Genomic DNA, 18,295 nt, shown 5'->3' on the forward strand with positions numbered 1-18,295 from the left:
GTCGAGGCCGAGGCGGGATGCGCGCGGGGCGCTTCGGCGGGGGCGTCGACACGATGGGCGACGGTCCCCGCCGGCGCGGCATACCAGCCCGGATCGCGGTAGTCGCCGGGCTTCTGGTCCTTGCGGACCTTGACGACGCTGAACATCCCGCCCATCTCCAGCGAGCCATGCGGCCCCTGGCCCGCCATCATGGGCGCGGTGTTCTCGGGGATGGGCATCTCCATCTCCGCCATGTCGGCCATGCCGCGCTCGCCCATGGCCATGTAGTCGGGGATCACCTTGTTGATGCGCGCTGCCAGCCCGCGGTGGTCCACCCCGATCAGCGTGTCGACCTGATGCCCCATCGCGTTCATCGTGTGATGGCTCTTGTGGCAGTGGAAGGCCCAGTCGCCGGGCTCGTCGGCGATGAACTCCACCTGCCGCATCTGGCCCACCGCGATGTCGGTGGTGACCTCGGGCCAGCGCGCGGACTTGGGCACCGGGCCGCCGTCGGTGCCGGTGACCTCGAACTCGTGTCCGTGGATGTGGATCGGGTGGTTGGTCATCGTCAGATTGCCGACGCGGATCCGCACTCGGTCGCCCTGACGCACGTTCAGCGTGTCGATGCCCGGGAAGATGCGGCTGTTCCAGGTCCACAGGTTGAAGTCGGTCATCGTCATCGTGCGCGGCGTGTAGCTGCCGGGATCGATGTCGTAGCTCGACAGCAGGAAGCAGAAGTCGCGCTGGACCTCGGCGATCTGCGGATGACGTGCCCTCGGATGCGTGACCCAGAAGCCCATCATCCCCATGGCCATCTGCGTCATCTCGTCCGCATGCGGGTGGTACATGAAGGTGCCGGGCCGGCGCGCGACGAACTCGTAGACGAAGGTCTCGCCCGGCTTGATGGCGGGCTGCGTCAGGCCGGACACGCCGTCCATGCCGTTGGGCAGGCGCTGGCCGTGCCAGTGCACGCTGGTGTGCTCGGGCAGCTTGTTGGTGACGTAGATGCGGACGCGGTCGCCCTCGACCACCTCGAGGGTCGGACCCGGCGACTGGCCGTTGTAGCCCCACAGGTGGGCGGTGCAGCCGGGCGCGAGTTCGCGCAGCACCGGCTCGGCGACCAGGTGGAATTCCTTGACGCCCTCGCGCATGCGCCAGGGCAGGGTCCAGCCGTTGAGCGTGACCACCGGGTTGTAGGGCCGGCCGTCGGGCGGTGTCAGCGGCGGCGCGGTGTCGGGGCTGTCGCGCAGGGCGGGCTCGGGCAGCGCCGCCATCGCGACGCGCGAGACGCTCGCCGCGTTGACCGCGCCGGCCGCGCCCAGGGCCGCACCGGCGGCCGCGCGGGCGAAGAGATTGCGTCGGGAAATCATGCGGATTCCTTTCGATGCCGCGCTCAATGCGCGGCGCCGCCGGCGGCCTCGGGGGCGGCGGCGGTCGATGAAGACGGAGACGGGGAAGCGGCGCCCACGGGGCCGAGCAGGCTCTGCGACAGCTCGGACTCGGCGAGCCAGTAATCGCGCTGCGCGTCGAGCGCCGCGGCCACGGCGCGGGCCTGGGCGCGCGCGTCGGCCAGCAGGTCCATGACGCCGACCAGCATGCCGTTGTAGCGCAGCAGGGTCTCGTCGGAGACCTGCCTGGCCAGCGGCAGCACCTCGTCGTGATGGCGGCGGGCGATGCGCCAGGCGGTCTCGGCCCGCAGGCGCGCGACACGGACCTCGGAGCGTGCGTCGATGGCGATCTGCGCGGTGCGTTCCAGCGACTGCTGGTACGCCTCGCGCGCGCCGGCCACACGCGCCTGACCCCAGTCGAACAACGGCAGATCGACGGTCAGATCGACGCCGCGCTGCGTGGGCTCGAGGTTGCTGCTGTTGCGCTGGACGCCGAGTTGCAGCACGTTGACGCGACCGGTCGTGCGCGTGAGACCGAGCTGCGCGGCAAGTTGCTCCGACTCGCGCTTGGCGGACTGGATGTCGACGCGCTGCGCGACGGCTTGGCGCTCAAGATCGTCGGCGGCGCGGAACGTGGTCGGCACCTCGGGCAGCCGATCCGGCAGCTTCAGCGCGGCGACGTCCTCGCCCCACAGGCCGATCGCGCGGATCAGTGCCTCGCGCTCGCGTGCGGCTTGCAGCTGGGCCTGCTCCAGAGCGAGCTGCGCTTCGGCGAGCACCGTGCGCTCGCGCGCCAAGCGCAGCGCGCTGACGTTGCCGGCCTGACGCATGCGCAGCGCGAGCTCCGCGCCGGCCGCGGCGGAATCCAGCACCGTCCGCGCCTGCTGGAGCTGCTCCTGCGCGGCGACCGCCTGAACCCAGCTCCGGCGCGCTTGGCCGGCGACATCGAGCAGCTGTTGCGCGACGCGGGCCTGCTCGCGCTCCAGCGCGCGAGCGCCGGCATCCTGGCGGGCGCCTCGGCCGAGCAGGCTCAGCAGGTTGAACTCGAGGCCGCGTTCGATCTCGCGCTCATCGCCGCGGATCATGCGGCCGATGTTCAGCACCGGGTTGGGCCAGAGCAGCGTCTGCACGCGTTGCGCCTCGGCCATGCCCAGGCCGTGCAGGCTCGCGCGCAGGCCGCGATGGTTCAGCAGCGCGAGCTGCACCGCGGCCTGGGCGTCGAGCGGCTGGGCGAGCAGGGCCTCGCTGCGGGCGCGGGCGGCGGCACGCTGGTCGTCGTCGCGCTGCAGCGGCAGCTCGGCGGACAGCCAGTCGCGGCTCTTCTGCTGCACGGGCGCGGCGGCTTGCTCGGGAGAGAAGCTCGCGCAGCCGGTGAGGAGGGCGACGACAGCGAGCGCCAGCGACGTGGCGCCGCGCGCGATGTGGCCCGTCATGGGGCGCGTCACCTGGCGTGTCGTCGGCCGTGTCGTGGGGCGTTTCATGTGGAAGGACATGGCGCGCTCCTCAATGGTGGTGATGACCGGACGGCGCGGAGGCCGTCGAGGCCGCGGGCATTGCGGCCATGGGCCTGTCGCGCATCAGCTGGCGCCAGCCGCCGGCCTCGTGGACGGCGCGGTTGGCCGCGCGCCAGTTGCCGACGCCGGGGTCGGCGACGGCCGCGCTGGAAGCGGCGGCGGGCGGCGTCGGACGCGGCGCCTTGGTACTCAGACGCGCATCGGTGGGTTCAGGCGGCGGCGCGGTCGCTGCCACGGCGACGCCGGTCGCGATGGCCGTGCCCAGGCAGGACGCCAGCGCGATTGCCGGAAGGATTCGAGAAGACATGGCTTCCTCGCGGAATGAACGGAGACGGAGCCGTCCGCATGTCGTGCGGCCGCGCGCGACGCGCGACGAGCACAGGCCAGGGCGTGACGGATCGAACGGCGCGCAGTCGCGCCGGCGTTCAGGCGTGGAAGGGTTTCGGCGGCCGGTCGAGCGACTGCGGCAGCTGCTCCGGCGCGCCGATGACGCCGAGCGTGGGCGCGGCGTCGCGCAGGTGCTGCGAGGCCACGAACAGCGGCGCCACGGGGATCGCGGCACCGATGCAGCACTGCAGGCAGATGCCGCAGTGATGGTCGGAAGAAGCGGTGCCGTCGTCGGCATGGTCGCCGCCGCGGTCCATGCCATGGGCCATCGCGTGGTCCATGCCGTGATCCGTCGCGCTCATGCCCGCCATGTCGGCGATGCCTATGTCCTCGCAATGCGTGGGCATGGTCATGACGGCGCCGTGCGAGCTTATGGGCGCCATCAGCGTCATCCCGATCGCCATCGTCGCGGCTAGCGCGCCCTGCAGCGGCAAGGTCAGGCTGAGCAGCGCGAGCACCAGCCAGCGGCTCCAGAGGAGCCGGCGCGGGGTGGACGCGGTCGGGCGGGACATGGGCCGTGAGTGTAGGGGATGGTCGGCCGCTTGGCTCGCTCGAGGGGTCAAACGACACGGATCGCGACAGGCACTGCCGGTCCGAGTCATATCCAGGAACCCGCACATGCCCCTTTTCCCGAAGCAACTTCAGACGATGCGCTCTGACGAAGCCGCTGGTCAAGCCCGCGAGGCGGAAGCATCCGACACCTCGCCGGCACACGACCAGGCGGCCGACCTGCCAGCGTTGTCTGCGGCGTCGACGCCAGCGGCCCCGGGCCGGCCGTTGACCGCCGAGGAGGTGTTCGCGCGCTGGGCCGTCACCGGCCACGGCCCTGCCGCCCACCTGTGCTATCGGCTCGGACGGCATCTGAGGGACGCGCCTGCCGATCTCTCCCTGTCCGCCGCGGCCCCCTGCGCAGAGCACTCGCCCATCGTGCACCTTCTCTGGAATCGCTTGCGGAGTTCGGGGGCGTCGGCGTTGATCGACGACTGGCGCTTGGCCGCCGAGCGGGCGCCGACTCTGAACAACGCGAAGTGGGCCACCCGTGTCTGCAGGTTGATCGAGCAGGTCGTGAGGGACGACCCGACCGCGGCGCTGGCCGCCATTCATGGCGCCAGCCCGTCCGCCATGCCGCTGGATCAGCGCTTCGAGGCACTCGAAGCGGTGCTCGCGTTCGCGCGCGCCGTTCCCGAGCCGCAGCCGTCGGACAGAAGCCGAAGCGCGGCGACGGCGACATCCCGCGGAGTCGGCCATCGGCGCGGGCACCTCTCGGGCGGGTCGGACGCCGGCGAGGGGCTCGCCACGGCGGCGCTCTTGGCTGGCACGGGACTTTTGTCGGACGCCCTGGGACCTCGCGCGCTGCGCCCTCAGGTCTCGATGCTGTCGCAATCGAGTGGAGACTCGTCCCCGCTCACCTCGCTGGACCTGCAGACGTTCGCACTCGCCCTGTCGCTCCCGCTCTCCGATGGGGCGCCCGAGGCGATCGATGCGCCGGCCTATCAGAACGTGCTGTTCGACGAACTCGCCGCGTCGCCCGTCACGACCGAGGATTTGTCCCCCGCGCCCAGCGAGGCGTCGCAGGCGTGGAGCTGGTCCAGCTGGGGGGGCTCGGTGGCCGGCGATTCCCAAGCCTCGACGGCGTCGATGCCCTCCTGGGGCTCCCTGGCCTGGCTGCCTTCGATGCGAACGACGACGGACGCTTCTCAGTCGCCCGTGTCGGGCGACTTCAGTGCGGGACTGCCCAGCACGGAGGATCTGGTGGCCGGTCGGCAGGTGCTGAGCTGTCGATCGTGCCCCGGCCTCAGCAAGGCGGATGCGTTGCAGCGGGACTGGGCGCTGGGCTTGGTCTCTTCCTACCTCGATGGGTCCCGGCAACTGCCCTTCATGTCTCGTGAAGAGACAAGAGCGCTCGCCTGGATCACCGCCACGATGGTTCGCCGGACGATGGCCTTCGGTCCGGCGGGCGGGGATGAGGGCGACCCCACCCGCCCCCCGGCGGCCGCCATGGCGTTGAACCGAATCGCCGCCTGGGTCGGTGAGGCTTCGGGCGTGGAGGGCGTGAGACGCGAACGATGGCTGCAGTACCTGACGGACCGGAGCTTCGATCCGGAGGCCCGGCTCCAGTTGGCGGCTCCGCTGCTCGTGCAGGGTGTGGAGCTGCCGCCTGGGGATGCGCTGGACGTGCTGCTGCCGCGGGACAGCCTCTGCGATCGCGGCACCTTGTTGTGGCGGGGGCAGGCGCTTCCGGGAGGGCCGTCCTTGGCGAATCTGCTCGACCGGTTGGGCATTCGCCACCTCGACATCGCGGAGCCGCTCCGGTTGTCGTCCCCGGCCCTGCGGCCGCTCCAGGACACCGACGTACTGGTCGCGACCTTGCATGGCACCCGCGCCATGAGCTCGACCATGCTCAAGGAGCGCATCGCGGCACTCGAGAAGGCCTTGCCCGCGTTGTACGAGTTGCGCTTGAACGACCAGCGCGACGGCGTCGATCGCGCGGCCATGCCGCCGGGATGGATTCCGGATCCTCATGTCGTCGGCCAGTTGAGGCAGGCGCGCCGCGACGCGAATCGCAAACGCATGGGACCTGTGCGTGATCTCTGGCCGCAGGGACGCATGCCGCCGGCGCTGAGGGCCCATGCGGTGAACGCGCTCCCAGGCGCGGAGCCGGTGCTGGACTTCATCGGCCGATTGCGTCGCCAGCGCGCGGCGACCGGCCAGTTCGAGACCGCGGACATCGAGTTGTGCGCCCATCTGATCGGCATCCTGGACGGCCTGTCGAAGGACGCCGAGTTCGTCGAGCGCTGCCGGAGGATGGCCGCGGCGCCGGCGGGGCCATGCGTGGACGGCGGCACCTTGACGCTCTCCGCCATGTCGGCGCTGCGGGACGCCCTGGAGGCGACTTCCCTCGATGAGGTGGCGGAAAACGCCTTCCTCCAAGCCTGTCTGGCGCGTGCCAGCGCCGTTCGCGCCGAGCGACGCCCCGGTTTCGACGAGACGCTCGAGGAGGCGATGGTGCTGCGTTGGCACGTGTCGGCCGCGCTGGCCGAGATGCTGGACAGCCGGCGCATCCGCGTGACCGACAAGCCGGTGTTCGGTGCCTATGTGGAGGGGGAGGATTGGGACTCTCCCGCCCGGCGCGGCGCCTTCCGCGAGGAGGCGCTGTCGCTGGTGCTCGCCGAGGTCGAGCACGACTTTCCCGGGGTGGTCATGCTGTTGTCCGCGCAAGACGACCCGCTGGCCGCGACCTTCCAAGCTCGCGTCGATCAGGAGCCTGGGTTCTCCGCGTTCGATCAGAGACGGGCGGCGGCCCACGCCGCGTTCGACGACGCGGATTCGTCGGACGAAGAGGCGCTGGGCCGAACGGGCGACGCGCTTCAGCGCATCGACCAGGCCCAGCATCAAGCCCGTTTCCACGCGTTGGAGGCGCCCTTGGCGGCCATCCGCGCCAAGGTGCGCGCGGCGGCCGGCAGCCAGGACGCGCCCGCCGAGCGGGCCGGGCACGTCGAGGCCTGAAAGCGCGAAGGGCCGCTTGCGCGGCCCTTCATCAGGAGCGGGGCGGCGGCGCACGGGCCGCCGACCGCGAGGATCGAGATCAGTCCTCGTTCTTGAACACCAGCTTCACTTCGTGGGTCTCTTTCTGACCGCTGGGCTCGAACTTCCAGTCCATCAGCGCGCGGGTCACGGCCTTGTCGAAGACCTTGCGCGGTTCCGCTTCCAGGATTTCCACGCCGGAGACCTTGCCGTCCGGGTCGATGTTCATCTTGGCGCGCACCGAGCCTTGCGAGATCGACTGGCGGGCGGCCTCGGCCGGGAACTCCGGCGGCACCTTCTTGACGATCTTGGGGGTGGCATGGGCGCCCATGCTCAGGGCCAGCGCGGCGGCCAGGCCCAGCAGGCCACGGGAAACAGTCTTGGTCAGGTTCTTGCTCATCTTGGGACCTCGTACGTCTTGGGTGAGGAAATGGTTGTCCGGTAGGAACGCTTGAATTCGGAAGGGCGCCGCTCAGGTCGCCGAGCGCGCGGTGCTGAAGAAGCCCACCGCCTGCACCAGGCGCGAGCTGCTGTCGCGCAGCGAGTCGGTCGAACGGGTCAGCTCGTCCACCAGCGTGGTGTTCTGCTGCGTGGCGCGGTCCAGCTCGTTCATCGCGTTGTTCACGACGCCGACGCCGGCGGCCTGCTCCTGGGCCGAGTGCGAGATCTCCTCGATCAGCTGGCCCATGTTGTTGACCTCGTCGACCACCGAGCGGATCGTCGCGCCGGCGTTGTTGACCAAGGCGGTGCCGTTCTCGACCTTGACGGACGATTCCTGGATCAGCACCTTGATCTCCTTGGCGGCCTGCGCCGAGCGCGAGGCCAGCGCCCGCACTTCCGACGCCACCACCGCGAAGCCCTTGCCGTGCTCGCCGGCACGGGCCGCTTCCACGGCGGCGTTCAGCGCCAGGATGTTGGTCTGGAAGGCGATGCCGTCGATCACGCCGATGATGTCGCCGATCTTGCGCGAGCTGGCGCTGATCTCTTCCATCGTCGAGACGACCTGGCTCACCACCGTGCCGCCGGCCGAGGCCGACTGGCGCGCCTTGGTGGCGATGCTGGCGGCCTTGCGGGTCAGCTCGCTGGCGCCGTTCAGGTTGGAGGCGATCTGCTCCACCGACGCGGCGGTGTTCTGCAGGCTTTCGGCGGAACGCGCGGTGCGGTCCGACAGATCGACGTTGCTGCCGGCGATCTCGTTGGAGTTCTGCGCCACTTCGCCGGCCGCCGCGCTCACGCTGGCGACCACGCCCGACAGGGCGGTCTGCATGTCGCGCATCGCGTGCAGCATCTGGGCCAGCTCGTCGGAGCCCTGCACCTCGATGTGCTGCGACAGGTCGCCCGAGCTGATCGCCTGGGCGGCGTCCTTGGCCTTGCGGGCCGGCACGATGATGGAGCGGGCGATCGTCAGGCCGCCGACACCGCCGATGACGACGGCGATCAGCACCAGCGCGCCGGTGATGAAGATGGACTGGTTGGCCAGCTTGGCGCCGTTCTCGGCCAGCTCGCGGCCGTTGGCGAACTGCAGGTCCACGAGGCCCTTGAGCGCGTCCTGGTAGTCCTTCTGCACCGGACGGACTTCCTTGATCAGCGCTTCACGCGCCTCGTCGGGGCTGCCGTCCTGCTGCACCTTCAGGAACTTGGAGACCGAGTCCACGAACTTGGCCTGCTGCTCGCGCACCTTGGCGACCTGGTCCTTGTCCTTGGCGTCGGAAACCTTGCCCTCCAGGTCCGCCAGCTGCTTGGAGCCGTCGTCCAGGGCCTTGGCGATGTCCTCCTTCTGGCGCTTGATCGCGTTGGCGGTGTCCAGCAGCAGCAGGTCGCGCGAGGCGCGGGCGATGATGTTGACGTCGCTCTCCAGCGCGTTGGCCAGGGAGATCTTGACCAGGCTGGAGTTGGCCGTGGTGGTCAGGTCGTTGGAAAGACGGCTGGCGTTGTGGGCGCCGAAAGCGCCGATCACGATCAGCAGCAGGATCAGCAGCGCGTAGCTCAGCGTCAGACGCTGGCCGATACGCAGGCGGGACAGAAACGACATCGATTCCCTCGCAACGAGATGAGTTGTTGAATGGCGGACCCGCGGGCAAACAGCGGCGCTCGTGGCGCTCGGCGCGGACCGTCCATCGGCTTCGGCGCGATCATCGGTGCACTTGATTCGGGTTCACCATGCCGTCGCGGAGGTGACGTGAATTCTGACGCGGCACTTGCAACTGAATGAAAACAGCGCTCGCGAGGGTCGTCCCACCTCTCAGGGAAAGCCCTGACAGGGTTCTCAACCGGGTTTCATCGGATCGCAACTTTCGGCACTTCCAAGCGTCCGCGAGGGTCACTTGTTGCCAGAGCCACCAAGCGCGCGATGCCCGTCGTCATCGCTGTCACGGCGATGTACCCGCGCCGTAACCGCGTTCATGCGACGGCAGCGGGCGCGCCGTGGGGTCAGGTCTTGCCTGGCGTACGAGGTACGGCGGCGTCGTGCGCCGGCGCGTCGATCTCGACCCGGTCACGGCCCCCTTGCTTGGCGCGATACATGGCGGCGTCGGCGCGGCGCAGCGAGTCCTCGATGCCCGCGTCGTCCTCGCGCATCACCGACACGCCGATGCTGACGGTGTACGACACCGAGGCGCCGCCCGGAATGCTCACGGGGGCGGCGGCGATGCGCTCGCGCAGTCGCTCGGCGAATCGGCGCGCGCCGTCGAGCTCGGTGTGGGCCAGTCCGACGACGAACTCCTCGCCGCCAAAGCGCCCGGGCAGGTCCACGTCGCGCGACGAGGCTTTCAGCGCATCGGCCAGCGCGCGGATCACCGCGTCGCCGGCGGCATGACCATGGCGGTCGTTGACCTGCTTGAAGTGGTCGATGTCCAGCATCAGCAGCGCGGCCGGCGTGCGGTAGCGGCGCACCGTGCGCAGCATCGCGCGCAGCCCCTCTTCCGTGGCCATGCGGTTGGCCAGGCCAGTCAGGCTGTCGGTGCGGGAGCGTTGCTCGAGCTCGGCGTTCACCCGCGCGAGCTGGTTCACCAGCGCCTCGGTCGAGCGCAGCCAGCGCGACAGCGCCTGGTAACCGAACTGCGCGACGAAGAGCACGATCAGCGCGAAGACCCAGAAGAACACCCAGGCGGTGCTGACCATCACCCGGGCGGCCTCTTCCAGTCGCGACCACTGACCGCTGTGCAGCGCCTCGCGCAGTTGCAGGGAGCCCAGTCCCAGGCTCACCAGCCCGTAGCCCTGCACCGCCAGCACGATGACGAAGAGCAGCCCCAGCCCCATCGCGCGGCGGCCGCTGGGCGGCGGCGAGAACAGCGCGGGCCGGGCGGCGATCCAGCGCGAGAGCTTCGGCCAGGTCAGCGTCATGAGCAGGCCGCCGAAGACCACGCTCTGCAGGAAGGCACCCAGCCACCAGCCCTGCCAGATGGGGAGCTGGCGGTGGGCGGGGAGCTCACGGGCGAAGGTCCAGAGCAGCGCGCCGGCGGAGCTGAACACCGCCGCCACGAAGCACAGCGGCACGAAGAACAGCCAGGCCCGCAGGCTGCGCAGGCCGCGGGCGGCGCCCACGGCGCGGTAGCCCAGCGCCAGCACCGCCAGTCCCAGCGGGTTGGCGCAGGCGAACACCGAGGCCCAGGCCGGCGCCATGCCGGCGTCCAGCGCCAGCACGAAGGTCGCCAGCCAGGCGGGCAGGGCGCCCCAGCGCCAGCCCAGGCTCAGCGTCCACCACAGGCACAACGGGATGGGCGGGTAGAACGTGAGGAAGGCGGTCGCGCCGCCCAGGTCCAGCGCGATGCCGGACCAGCCGCGCCGCACGGTCGCCAAGCCGAGCAGGATGCAGGCCAGCACCGTCAGCGCCCAGCCGCCCAGGACGAGCGTGCGCTCGGCGGGCGTCCCGTCATGCCACAACGCCCGGAAGGACAAGCTGCCCGGGGTCTCCGGGACCAGCTCGTCGGGGCGCTGCAGCGGGTTCATGTCAGCCGCCGGGTCGTGGGCGGGAACCGAAGATGGCCGAGCCGACGCGCACCATCGTGGCGCCCTCCAGGATGGCCGCCTCCATGTCGGCGCTCATGCCCATGCTCAGGGTGTCCAGGGTCAGGCTGTACTCGCGGGCGATCGCGTCGCGCAGCGCGGCCAGCGCGCGGTGCGGGACGCGCTGCTCGTCCAGCGTGGCGGCGGGCTCGGGGATGGCCATCAGGCCGCGCAGGCGGAGCCGGGGGAGCGCGGCCACCTGACGCGCGACCTCGGGCAGCTCCTCGGCGCTGAGGCCGCTTTTCGTGTCCTCGCCGCTGATGTTGACCTGCAGGCACACGTTCAGCGGCGGGAGCGAGGCGGGGCGCTGGTCCGAAAGCCGCTGCGCGATCTTGAGCCGGTCCACGCTGTGCACCCAGTCGAAGCGCTCGGCCACGACGCGGGTCTTGTTGCTCTGCAGCGGGCCGATCATGTGCCACTCGAGGCGGTCGCGCAGGTCGGCCAGCGCGTCGATCTTGTCGACGGCTTCCTGCACGTAGTTCTCGCCGAAGCGGTGCTCGCCGGCCTCGAAGGCTTGTCGCACATCCAGGGGGCCGAAAGTCTTTGTTACCGCCAGCAGCGTGACGCTGTGCACGGGCCGCGACGCCTGGAGGCAAGCCCTCTCAATGCGCTCGTGCAGCTGTTGTATGTTCTCGGAGATCGTCGCCATAATCGCCCACGCTATTTCTCATCCCATGGACATCACCCAACTGCTGGCATTCTCGGTCAAGAACAAGGCATCCGACCTTCACTTGTCCGCGGGGCTGCCGCCCATGATCCGCGTCCATGGCGACGTGCGCCGCATCAATGTCGAGCCGCTCGAGCACCGCCAGGTGCACGACATGGTCTACGACATCATGAGCGACGCCCAGCGCAAGATGTACGAGGAGACGCTGGAGTGCGACTTCTCGTTCGAGATCCAGGGCCTGGCGCGCTTCCGGGTGAACGCCTTCAACCAGAACCGCGGCGCGGGCGCGGTGTTCCGGACGATTCCGAGCAAGATCCTGACGCTGGAGCAGCTCAACTGCCCCAAGGTCTTCGGCGACCTGGCGATGAAGCCGCGCGGCATGGTGCTGGTCACGGGCCCGACCGGCTCGGGCAAGAGCACGACGCTGGCCGCGATGATCAACCACCTCAACGAGAACGAGTACGGCCACATCCTCACCGTCGAGGACCCGATCGAGTTCGTGCACGAGTCCAAGAAGTGCCTGGTCAACCAGCGCGAGGTGGGACCGCAGACGATGAGCTTCTCGAACGCGTTGCGCTCGGCGCTGCGCGAGGACCCGGACTGCATCCTGGTCGGCGAAATGCGGGACCTGGAGACCATTCGCCTGGCGCTGACCGCGGCGGAGACGGGCCACCTGGTCTTCGGCACGCTGCATACGTCCTCCGCCGCCAAGACGGTGGACCGGATCGTCGACGTGTTCCCGGCGGCGGAGAAGGAGATGGTCCGCGCGATGCTGTCGGAGTCGCTGCAGGCGGTGATCTCGCAGACGCTGTGCAAGACCAAGGACGGCAACGGCCGGCTGGCGGCGCACGAGATCATGCTGGGCACCTCCGCGATCCGGAACCTGATCCGCGAGAACAAGATCGCGCAGATGTACTCGTCGATCCAGACCGGCCAGAACCTGGGCATGCAGACGCTGGACCAGAACCTGACCGACCTGGTCCGCCGCAACATGATCACGCCGGCCGAGGCCCGTCAGAAGGCCAAGTTCCCCGAGAACTTCCCGGGCTGAGCGGGAAGCGCGCGGGCGCGACGGGCGATCCGTCGTCGTCGGCGCCGATCGTCCGAGGCTGCGCCCAGGACGGTCTGCCAGAGATTCCAGAAGAAGAACCCGACCGGCGTCCCCGAGGTGCGCTGGCACACAGGACAGGACCCCGCCATGGAACGCGATCAGGCCACCAAGTTCATCAACGATCTGCTGCGCCTGATGGTGTCGCGCAAGGGGTCGGACCTCTTCCTGACGGCGGAGTTTCCGCCCGCGGTGAAGGTCGACGGCAAGGTGACCAAGGTGTCGCCGCAGCCGCTGACCGGGCAGCACACACTGCAGCTGGCGCGGGCCATCATGAACGACAAGCAGGCGGCGGATTTCGAGCGCACGAAGGAATGCAACTTCGCGATCTCGCCGCAGGGCATCGGCCGCTTCCGCGTCAACGCCTACATCCAGCAGGGTCACGTGGCGCTGGTGCTGCGGACGATTCCGCAGACGCTGCCGACCATCGAGTCGCTGGACCTGCCGCCCATCCTCAAGGACGTGGTGCAGACCAAGCGCGGTCTGGTGATCCTGGTGGGGGCGACGGGCTCGGGCAAGAGCACGACGCTGGCGGCCATGGTCGACCACCGCAACGAGACCACCTTCGGCCACATCATCACGATTGAGGATCCGGTGGAGTTCGTGCACCCGCACAAGAACTGCATCGTCAGCCAGCGCGAGGTGGGCCTGGACACGGAAGGCTGGGAGCAGGCGCTGAAGAACACGCTGCGCCAGGCGCCGGACGTGATCCTGATGGGCGAGATCCGCGATCGCGAAACCATGGAGCACGCGGTGGCCTTCGCCGAGACGGGTCACCTGTGCATGGCCACGCTGCACGCCAACAGCGCCAACCAGGCGCTGGACCGGATCATCAACTTCTTCCCCGAAGAGCGGCGCGCGCAGCTGCTGATGGACTTGTCGCTCAACCTGAAGGCGCTGGTGTCGCAGCGGCTGCTCCCTCGGCAAGAGGGCAAGGGCCGGGTCGCGGCGGTGGAGATCATGCTCAACACCCCGTTGATCAGCGATCTGATCTTCAAGGGCGAGGTGGGCGAGATCAAGGAAATCATGAAGCGCTCGCGCGAGCTGGGCATGCAGACCTTCGATCAGGCGCTTTTCGACCTGTACGAGTTCGGTCGCGTGACCTACGAGGATGCGCTGCGCAATGCGGACTCGGTCAACGACCTGCGGCTGCAGATCAAGCTCAACAGCGAGCGGGCGCGCAGCGGCGATCTGTCGTCCGGCACCGAGCACCTGACCATCGTGTAAGGCCGCATCGGGGCCACAATCGGCGGGTTCATCCATCCTCGACAGGTCTCTCTCATGAGCAGCATCGGCCAGCGTTCGTACGAATCGACTCCCTCCCTCCGCGTGTCCTTCCTGGGACTGGGCGTGATGGGTTATCCGATGGCCGGGCATCTCGCGAAGGCGGGGCTGACGGTCACCGTCTACAACCGCACGGCGGCCAAGGCGCAGGCCTGGGCGGCGGAGTTCGGCGGACAGTCCGCCGGGACGCCGCGGGAAGCGGCGAAGGACGCGGACATCGTCTTCTGCTGCGTCGGCAATGACGCGGACCTGCGCTCGGTGGTGCTGGGCGAGCAGGGCGCCTTCGCGGGCATGAAGCCGGGCGCGGTCTTCGTCGACCACACGACGGCTTCGGCCGAAGTGGCGCGGGAGCTCCACGAGATCGCCAAGCAGCAGGGCCTGCAGTTCGTCGACGCGCCGGTGTCCGGCGGTCAGGCGGGCGCGGTGAACGGCGCGCTGACGGTGATGTGCGGCGGCGACCAGGCGGCCTTCGATGCGATCCGTCCGAGCGCGTTGCACTTCGCGAAGGCGGTGACGCGTGTCGGTGAGGCGGGCGCGGGCCAGCTGGCGAAGATGGTCAATCAGATCTGCATCGCGGGTCTGGTGCAGGGGCTGTCGGAGGCGATCGCCTTCGGTCAGAAGAGCGGGCTGCCGATGCCGCTGGTGCTGGACGTCATCGGCAAGGGCGCGGCGCAGAGCTGGCAGCTGGACAACCGCGGCAAGACCATGGTCGAGGACAAGTTCGACTTCGGCTTCGCGGTGGATTGGATGCGCAAGGATCTGGGCCTGGTGCTGGACGAGGCGCGCCGCAACGGCGCGCGCGTGCCTGTGACCGCGCTGGTCGATCAGTTCTATGCGGACGTGCAGGCCGAAGGCGGTGGGCGCCTCGATACGTCGAGCTTGATCAAGCGACTGCGTTGATCCATCGGCCGCCCGGTGTGACTCCAAATGCAAAGGGACCGCCTCGGCGGTCCCATTCTCTTGGCGGACACGAGCCCGCGCGGCTTACTGGCTGGATGGCGTCGACCGCTTCGACTGCGACTGCCCCATCGCCGCCAGTTCCTGCTCGCTGATGATCTCCATCGCACGGACGACCTTCTGCACGCCGCGCACGCCGCGTGCGATCTCGGTGGCGCGGTTGGCTTCGCGCTCGGTGACGCGGCCCATGATGTACACGTTGCCGCGCTCCACCACCACGTAGAACGCGTTCGAGATCAAGTCCTTCGCGTCCACCAGGCTGGCCTTGACCTTGGCCGAGATGGTCACGTCGTTCGCCCGGCTCGACAGCGAGCTCAGCATCCCCACGCCCACTTCGTTGAGCACACTGCTGACGTTCTCCACACCCTGCGCGATGCGCTCGACCGCCGCGCGGTCCTCGTCGTTGCGGGTCTCGCCCGTCAGCAGCACCATCCGGTTGTAGCTGTTGACGTTGATGTGCACCCGATCGCCGAGCTGCTCGCGGATGCGGTTCGACGTCTTGAGCTCGATGCCCTGATCCTCCAGCTGCGTGCCGGAGGTGCGGCGATCGGTCGCCACCAGTGCGCCGCCCACCGCCGCGCCGCCAACGATCAGCGGCACGCAGGCCGTCTGGAGAAGAGCGCCGCCGAGCGCGGCAGCCAGGATCAGGCAACGGGTCTTGGTCATCATCGTGAGGTCCTTGGAGACTTCATTGGAAAGCAGGGTCCGGCGCCGCCGCCCAAGACCCGTCGAAACACTCGCAACAGGCCGCGTCAGTGCGCGGCCCTCACTCGCTGGCGCCCAGCAATTGCAGGTCGATCGCGTCGCTCAGGCAGTGCGTCAGCAAACGGTGCGCCTCCGCCACCCGCGCGAAGCGGCTGTGCGGGACGCGCAGCTGCACGTCGGTGTCCAGCAGCGTGCCGCGCCAGTCCTCGTCCTGAGCGCCGCTCAGCACGATGACGCTCATCTCCTGCGCGTGCGCGACCTGCAGCAGCGCGCCAGCGGCCTCGCTGGCCTGGGACTCGAACAGCAGCAGCAGATCGCCCGGATGGCCGAAAGTCTGGATCTGGCGCATCAGCGCCGAGGCCGGATCGGCATAGCCCTGCGCTTGCGCGTCCAGCGCGATCGCGGCCAGGCCGGGGCGCTCCTGCTCGAAGCGGCCCGACAGCAGAGAGGCCATGTAGGTCGCATCCGCGGCCGAGATGCCGAGCCCGGCGCACAGCACCCGGCCGCCACCCGTCAGGGCGTCCACCATCATCTGCGCCGCCACCGCGAGCGGGCGCGACAGGTTCTCCGCGACCTGATAGAGCAGGTCGGCGCTTTCGAAGAACTGTTGTTGTATGCGTTGTTCCAACATGAGCGCGCAATGATAAAGGCTGGGAAGACCCTCTCCCCCGCCCTCTCCCGCAAGCGGGCGAGGGGGTCATGCAGGCTCTCGCGCAAGCGGGCGAGGGGGCATGCGGGTGGCTCCCTTGCTCAGGCCTCAGCGTTCCTGCGGCACGTCGAAGGCGCCGCGCAGCCACTCGATGCGGTCGCCGTCGATAGCCACCACATCGAATCGGCACGGCGGCGTCACCGGCTGCGTGCGCAGGAAACAGGTCGCCGCGAAGATCACCCGCGCCTGCTTGGCCCGCGTCACGCTGGCCGCCGCGCCGCCATGCGCGGCATCGCCTCGGGCCCGCACCTCGATGAAGAGCAGCGTCCCGTCCGGCGCCCGCATGATCAGGTCGACCTCGCCGCCGCGCGCCCGCGGTCCGCGCGCCACTCGATAATTGCGCGCCACCAGCCGCAGCCCTTGCCGTCGCAAGTGGTCCAGCGCGCGGCGCTCGGCGTCGTCGCCCAGGCCTTTGGTCGTTTCCGTGGAGAGCTTCTTGAACATGTCCTCGTCCCCGTCCGCATCGATGTCCGCCGCCGCCGCGGCCGCCGCCGGCCATCAGCAGTACCCGGGCGGCACGCTCTACATGGTGGCCACGCCGATCGGCAACCTCGCCGACATCAGCCTGCGCGCGATCCACGTGCTAGGCCTGGTCGACGCCGTCGCCTGCGAGGACACCCGGGTCAGCGCTCAGTTGCTGCGATGGCTGGGCTTGCACAAGCCGCTGTTGGCGCTGCATCAGCACAACGAGCAGCAGGCCGCCGAGGGCCTGGTCGCGCGGCTGCTGCAGGGCGAGCGCATCGCCTACGTCAGCGACGCCGGCACGCCGGCGATCTCCGACCCCGGCGCGGTGCTGGTCGCCGCGGCGGCGAAGGCGGGCGTGCGCGTCGTGCCGCTGCCGGGCGCGAGCAGCGCGGCCGCGGCGCTCAGCGTCGCGGGCGACGCGCGGTCGCAGGGGTTCCGATTCGTGGGCTTTCTGCCGACCAAGACGGCGGAGCGCCGCAGCACCCTGCAGGCGCTGACGGGCGCGCCCTACAGCCAGGTGCTGTTCGAGGCGCCCCATCGCATCCAGGAATTGATCGCGCTGCTGGCCGAACTGGCGCCGACGCAGACGCTGACCGTCTGCCGCGAGGTCACGAAGCAGTTCGAGACCATCCATACCGCGCCATGCGCGTCGCTGCCCGCCTGGATGGCCGAGGACAAGCAGCGCGAGCGCGGCGAATTCGTGCTGGTGCTGCACGCGGCGCCGGCGCAGTCCGACGCGGACGGCTTGCCCGAGGAGGCGCTGCGCACGCTGCGGGTGCTCGTGCGGGACCTGCCGCTGAAGCAGGCGGCGGCGCTGGCGGCCGAGTTGACCGGCGTGTCGCGCAAGGCGCTGTATCAGCAGGCCCTGGACTGGAAGCAGGATGCCGACGGCGACGACAGCGATGCAGCCGCCGAAGAAGACGAAGGTCGCTGACCATCTCGGCTCCCGATCGGGACCCCGGTTGCTTTCCTCCGCGCGATCTCGCGCGGGACCACGCCGGATGAGATCCGATCGCTGAAACGACGAACGCCCCGCAGGGCGCTCGTCTCGTCATTCATCTCGTCATCCGAGCGCTCAGCTGCTCTTGGCGACGCGCTTGTTGTGCTTGGCGCGGCGAATGTCGGCGCCGGCCACGTCCTGCTCCTTCTGCAGGTGGCGGCGCTCCTTGGCGGTGACCACGCCGTCGGACTTCGCCCTGGCCTCGGTCTTGTCGATGTGGGCCTGCTCCTTCTCCAGACGCTGCGTTTCCTTGGCCGTCAGCTGGCCGGAGGCGGCGCCGTTGGCGATGCGCTGCTGCTGGTTGGCCTCGCGCTGATCGACCCGCGGCGTCGCGGTCGGGCTGGCCGGGGCGGCGCTCTGGGCGAAGGCGCTGGCGGTCGTCAGGGCCATCAGGCCGGACACGAGGGCGAGGGTCAGGAAATGGCTTTTCATCGAGGTCTCCTGGGGAAGTGGGACGCGGCAACCGCGCCGCTGAGGGTGACAACGAGCCCCGTTTCCAGCCGGCGGACAAGGTTCCGGTAAAGAACCGTATAGCGATTGCATCGAGCCGTTCTCCGGTCCGGGATGCCGGCGGAATGTCGTCGGGACACCGTCGGCGGCCC

At 69.6% G+C, this 18,295-nt stretch carries 17 protein-coding genes; 5 read left to right on the plus strand and 12 right to left on the minus strand.

The window, feature by feature from the left end:
- The 4 genes from ABDW59_RS09730 to ABDW59_RS09745 form a co-directional block, all read right to left on the minus strand.
- On the minus strand, window positions 1-1,349 hold a 1,349-nt coding region (locus ABDW59_RS09730; protein WP_343629522.1), incomplete at its 3' end, for a copper oxidase.
- Window positions 1,350-1,372: 23 nt separating this feature from the next.
- Complete coding sequence (locus ABDW59_RS09735; RefSeq protein WP_343629523.1) at window positions 1,373-2,860, minus strand: TolC family protein; 1,488 nt, start codon at window positions 2,858-2,860, stop codon at window positions 1,373-1,375.
- A 10-nt stretch (window positions 2,861-2,870) separates the two neighbouring features.
- Window positions 2,871-3,188: a hypothetical protein gene (locus ABDW59_RS09740; protein ID WP_343629524.1), complete on the minus strand. Its 318-nt coding sequence runs from the start codon at window positions 3,186-3,188 to the stop codon at window positions 2,871-2,873.
- Between the two features lie 118 nt (window positions 3,189-3,306).
- A complete protein-coding gene (locus tag ABDW59_RS09745; protein ID WP_343629525.1) occupies window positions 3,307-3,780 on the minus strand; it encodes a DUF2946 family protein in 474 nt (157 codons plus the stop codon).
- Between ABDW59_RS09745 and ABDW59_RS09750 the strand changes: the two genes are divergently transcribed.
- Window positions 3,758-6,775, plus strand: a complete 3,018-nt coding sequence (locus tag ABDW59_RS09750; RefSeq protein WP_343629526.1) for a hypothetical protein — start codon at window positions 3,758-3,760, stop codon at window positions 6,773-6,775. The two genes, ABDW59_RS09745 and ABDW59_RS09750, sit on opposite strands and share 23 nt — an antisense overlap.
- Before the next feature lie 79 nt (window positions 6,776-6,854).
- Here ABDW59_RS09750 and ABDW59_RS09755 read toward each other — a convergent pair whose 3' ends face one another.
- The 4 genes from ABDW59_RS09755 to ABDW59_RS09770 all read right to left on the minus strand — a co-directional run bounded on the left by ABDW59_RS09755 (window position 6,855) and on the right by ABDW59_RS09770 (window position 11,447).
- A complete protein-coding gene (locus tag ABDW59_RS09755) occupies window positions 6,855-7,193 on the minus strand; it encodes an energy transducer TonB (protein ID WP_343629528.1) in 339 nt (112 codons plus the stop codon).
- Between the two features lie 72 nt (window positions 7,194-7,265).
- Window positions 7,266-8,825 (minus strand): methyl-accepting chemotaxis protein, encoded by a 1,560-nt coding sequence (locus tag ABDW59_RS09760; RefSeq protein ID WP_343629530.1) that lies wholly within the window; start codon window positions 8,823-8,825, stop codon window positions 7,266-7,268.
- 398 nt (window positions 8,826-9,223) lie between these two features.
- Complete coding sequence (locus ABDW59_RS09765) at window positions 9,224-10,741, minus strand: diguanylate cyclase (protein WP_343629531.1); 1,518 nt, start codon at window positions 10,739-10,741, stop codon at window positions 9,224-9,226.
- Window position 10,742: 1 nt separating this feature from the next.
- Window positions 10,743-11,447 (minus strand): YggS family pyridoxal phosphate-dependent enzyme, encoded by a 705-nt coding sequence (locus ABDW59_RS09770; protein WP_343629533.1) that lies wholly within the window; start codon window positions 11,445-11,447, stop codon window positions 10,743-10,745.
- Window positions 11,448-11,472: 25 nt separating this feature from the next.
- On the opposite strand from ABDW59_RS09770, the gene ABDW59_RS09775 reads away from it, so the two are divergent.
- The 3 genes from ABDW59_RS09775 to ABDW59_RS09785 all read left to right on the plus strand — a co-directional run bounded on the left by ABDW59_RS09775 (window position 11,473) and on the right by ABDW59_RS09785 (window position 14,757).
- The gene (locus ABDW59_RS09775; RefSeq protein WP_067065521.1) at window positions 11,473-12,516 is read left to right on the plus strand and encodes a type IV pilus twitching motility protein PilT; all 1,044 of its coding nucleotides are present in this window, start codon (window positions 11,473-11,475) and stop codon (window positions 12,514-12,516) included.
- Between the two features lie 147 nt (window positions 12,517-12,663).
- A complete protein-coding gene (locus ABDW59_RS09780) occupies window positions 12,664-13,800 on the plus strand; it encodes a PilT/PilU family type 4a pilus ATPase (RefSeq protein ID WP_343629534.1) in 1,137 nt (378 codons plus the stop codon).
- Window positions 13,801-13,854: 54 nt separating this feature from the next.
- The gene (locus ABDW59_RS09785) at window positions 13,855-14,757 is read left to right on the plus strand and encodes an NAD(P)-dependent oxidoreductase (RefSeq protein ID WP_343629535.1); all 903 of its coding nucleotides are present in this window, start codon (window positions 13,855-13,857) and stop codon (window positions 14,755-14,757) included.
- Between the two features lie 84 nt (window positions 14,758-14,841).
- Here the strand turns inward: ABDW59_RS09785 and ABDW59_RS09790 are convergent, their stop codons facing one another.
- The 3 genes from ABDW59_RS09790 to ABDW59_RS09800 form a co-directional block, all read right to left on the minus strand.
- Window positions 14,842-15,483: a BON domain-containing protein gene (locus ABDW59_RS09790; RefSeq protein WP_343629536.1), complete on the minus strand. Its 642-nt coding sequence runs from the start codon at window positions 15,481-15,483 to the stop codon at window positions 14,842-14,844.
- 97 nt (window positions 15,484-15,580) lie between these two features.
- A complete protein-coding gene (locus ABDW59_RS09795; protein WP_343629538.1) occupies window positions 15,581-16,150 on the minus strand; it encodes an SIS domain-containing protein in 570 nt (189 codons plus the stop codon).
- 126 nt (window positions 16,151-16,276) lie between these two features.
- Entirely contained in the window at window positions 16,277-16,672 is a 396-nt protein-coding gene (locus ABDW59_RS09800; protein WP_343629539.1) for a YraN family protein, read from the minus strand.
- Between ABDW59_RS09800 and rsmI the strand changes: the two genes are divergently transcribed.
- On the plus strand, window positions 16,671-17,627 hold the full coding sequence (gene rsmI, locus ABDW59_RS09805) for a 16S rRNA (cytidine(1402)-2'-O)-methyltransferase (protein ID WP_343629668.1): 957 nt from the start codon (window positions 16,671-16,673) through the stop codon (window positions 17,625-17,627). The two genes, ABDW59_RS09800 and rsmI, sit on opposite strands and share 2 nt — an antisense overlap.
- 141 nt (window positions 17,628-17,768) lie before the next feature.
- On the opposite strand, the gene ABDW59_RS09810 is transcribed toward rsmI, so the two are convergent.
- Complete coding sequence (locus ABDW59_RS09810) at window positions 17,769-18,125, minus strand: hypothetical protein (RefSeq protein WP_343629540.1); 357 nt, start codon at window positions 18,123-18,125, stop codon at window positions 17,769-17,771.
- Between the last annotated feature and the right edge of the window lie 170 nt (window positions 18,126-18,295).

Source organism: Roseateles sp., assembly GCF_039595295.1.
Classification (GTDB): domain Bacteria; phylum Pseudomonadota; class Gammaproteobacteria; order Burkholderiales; family Burkholderiaceae_C; genus Roseateles.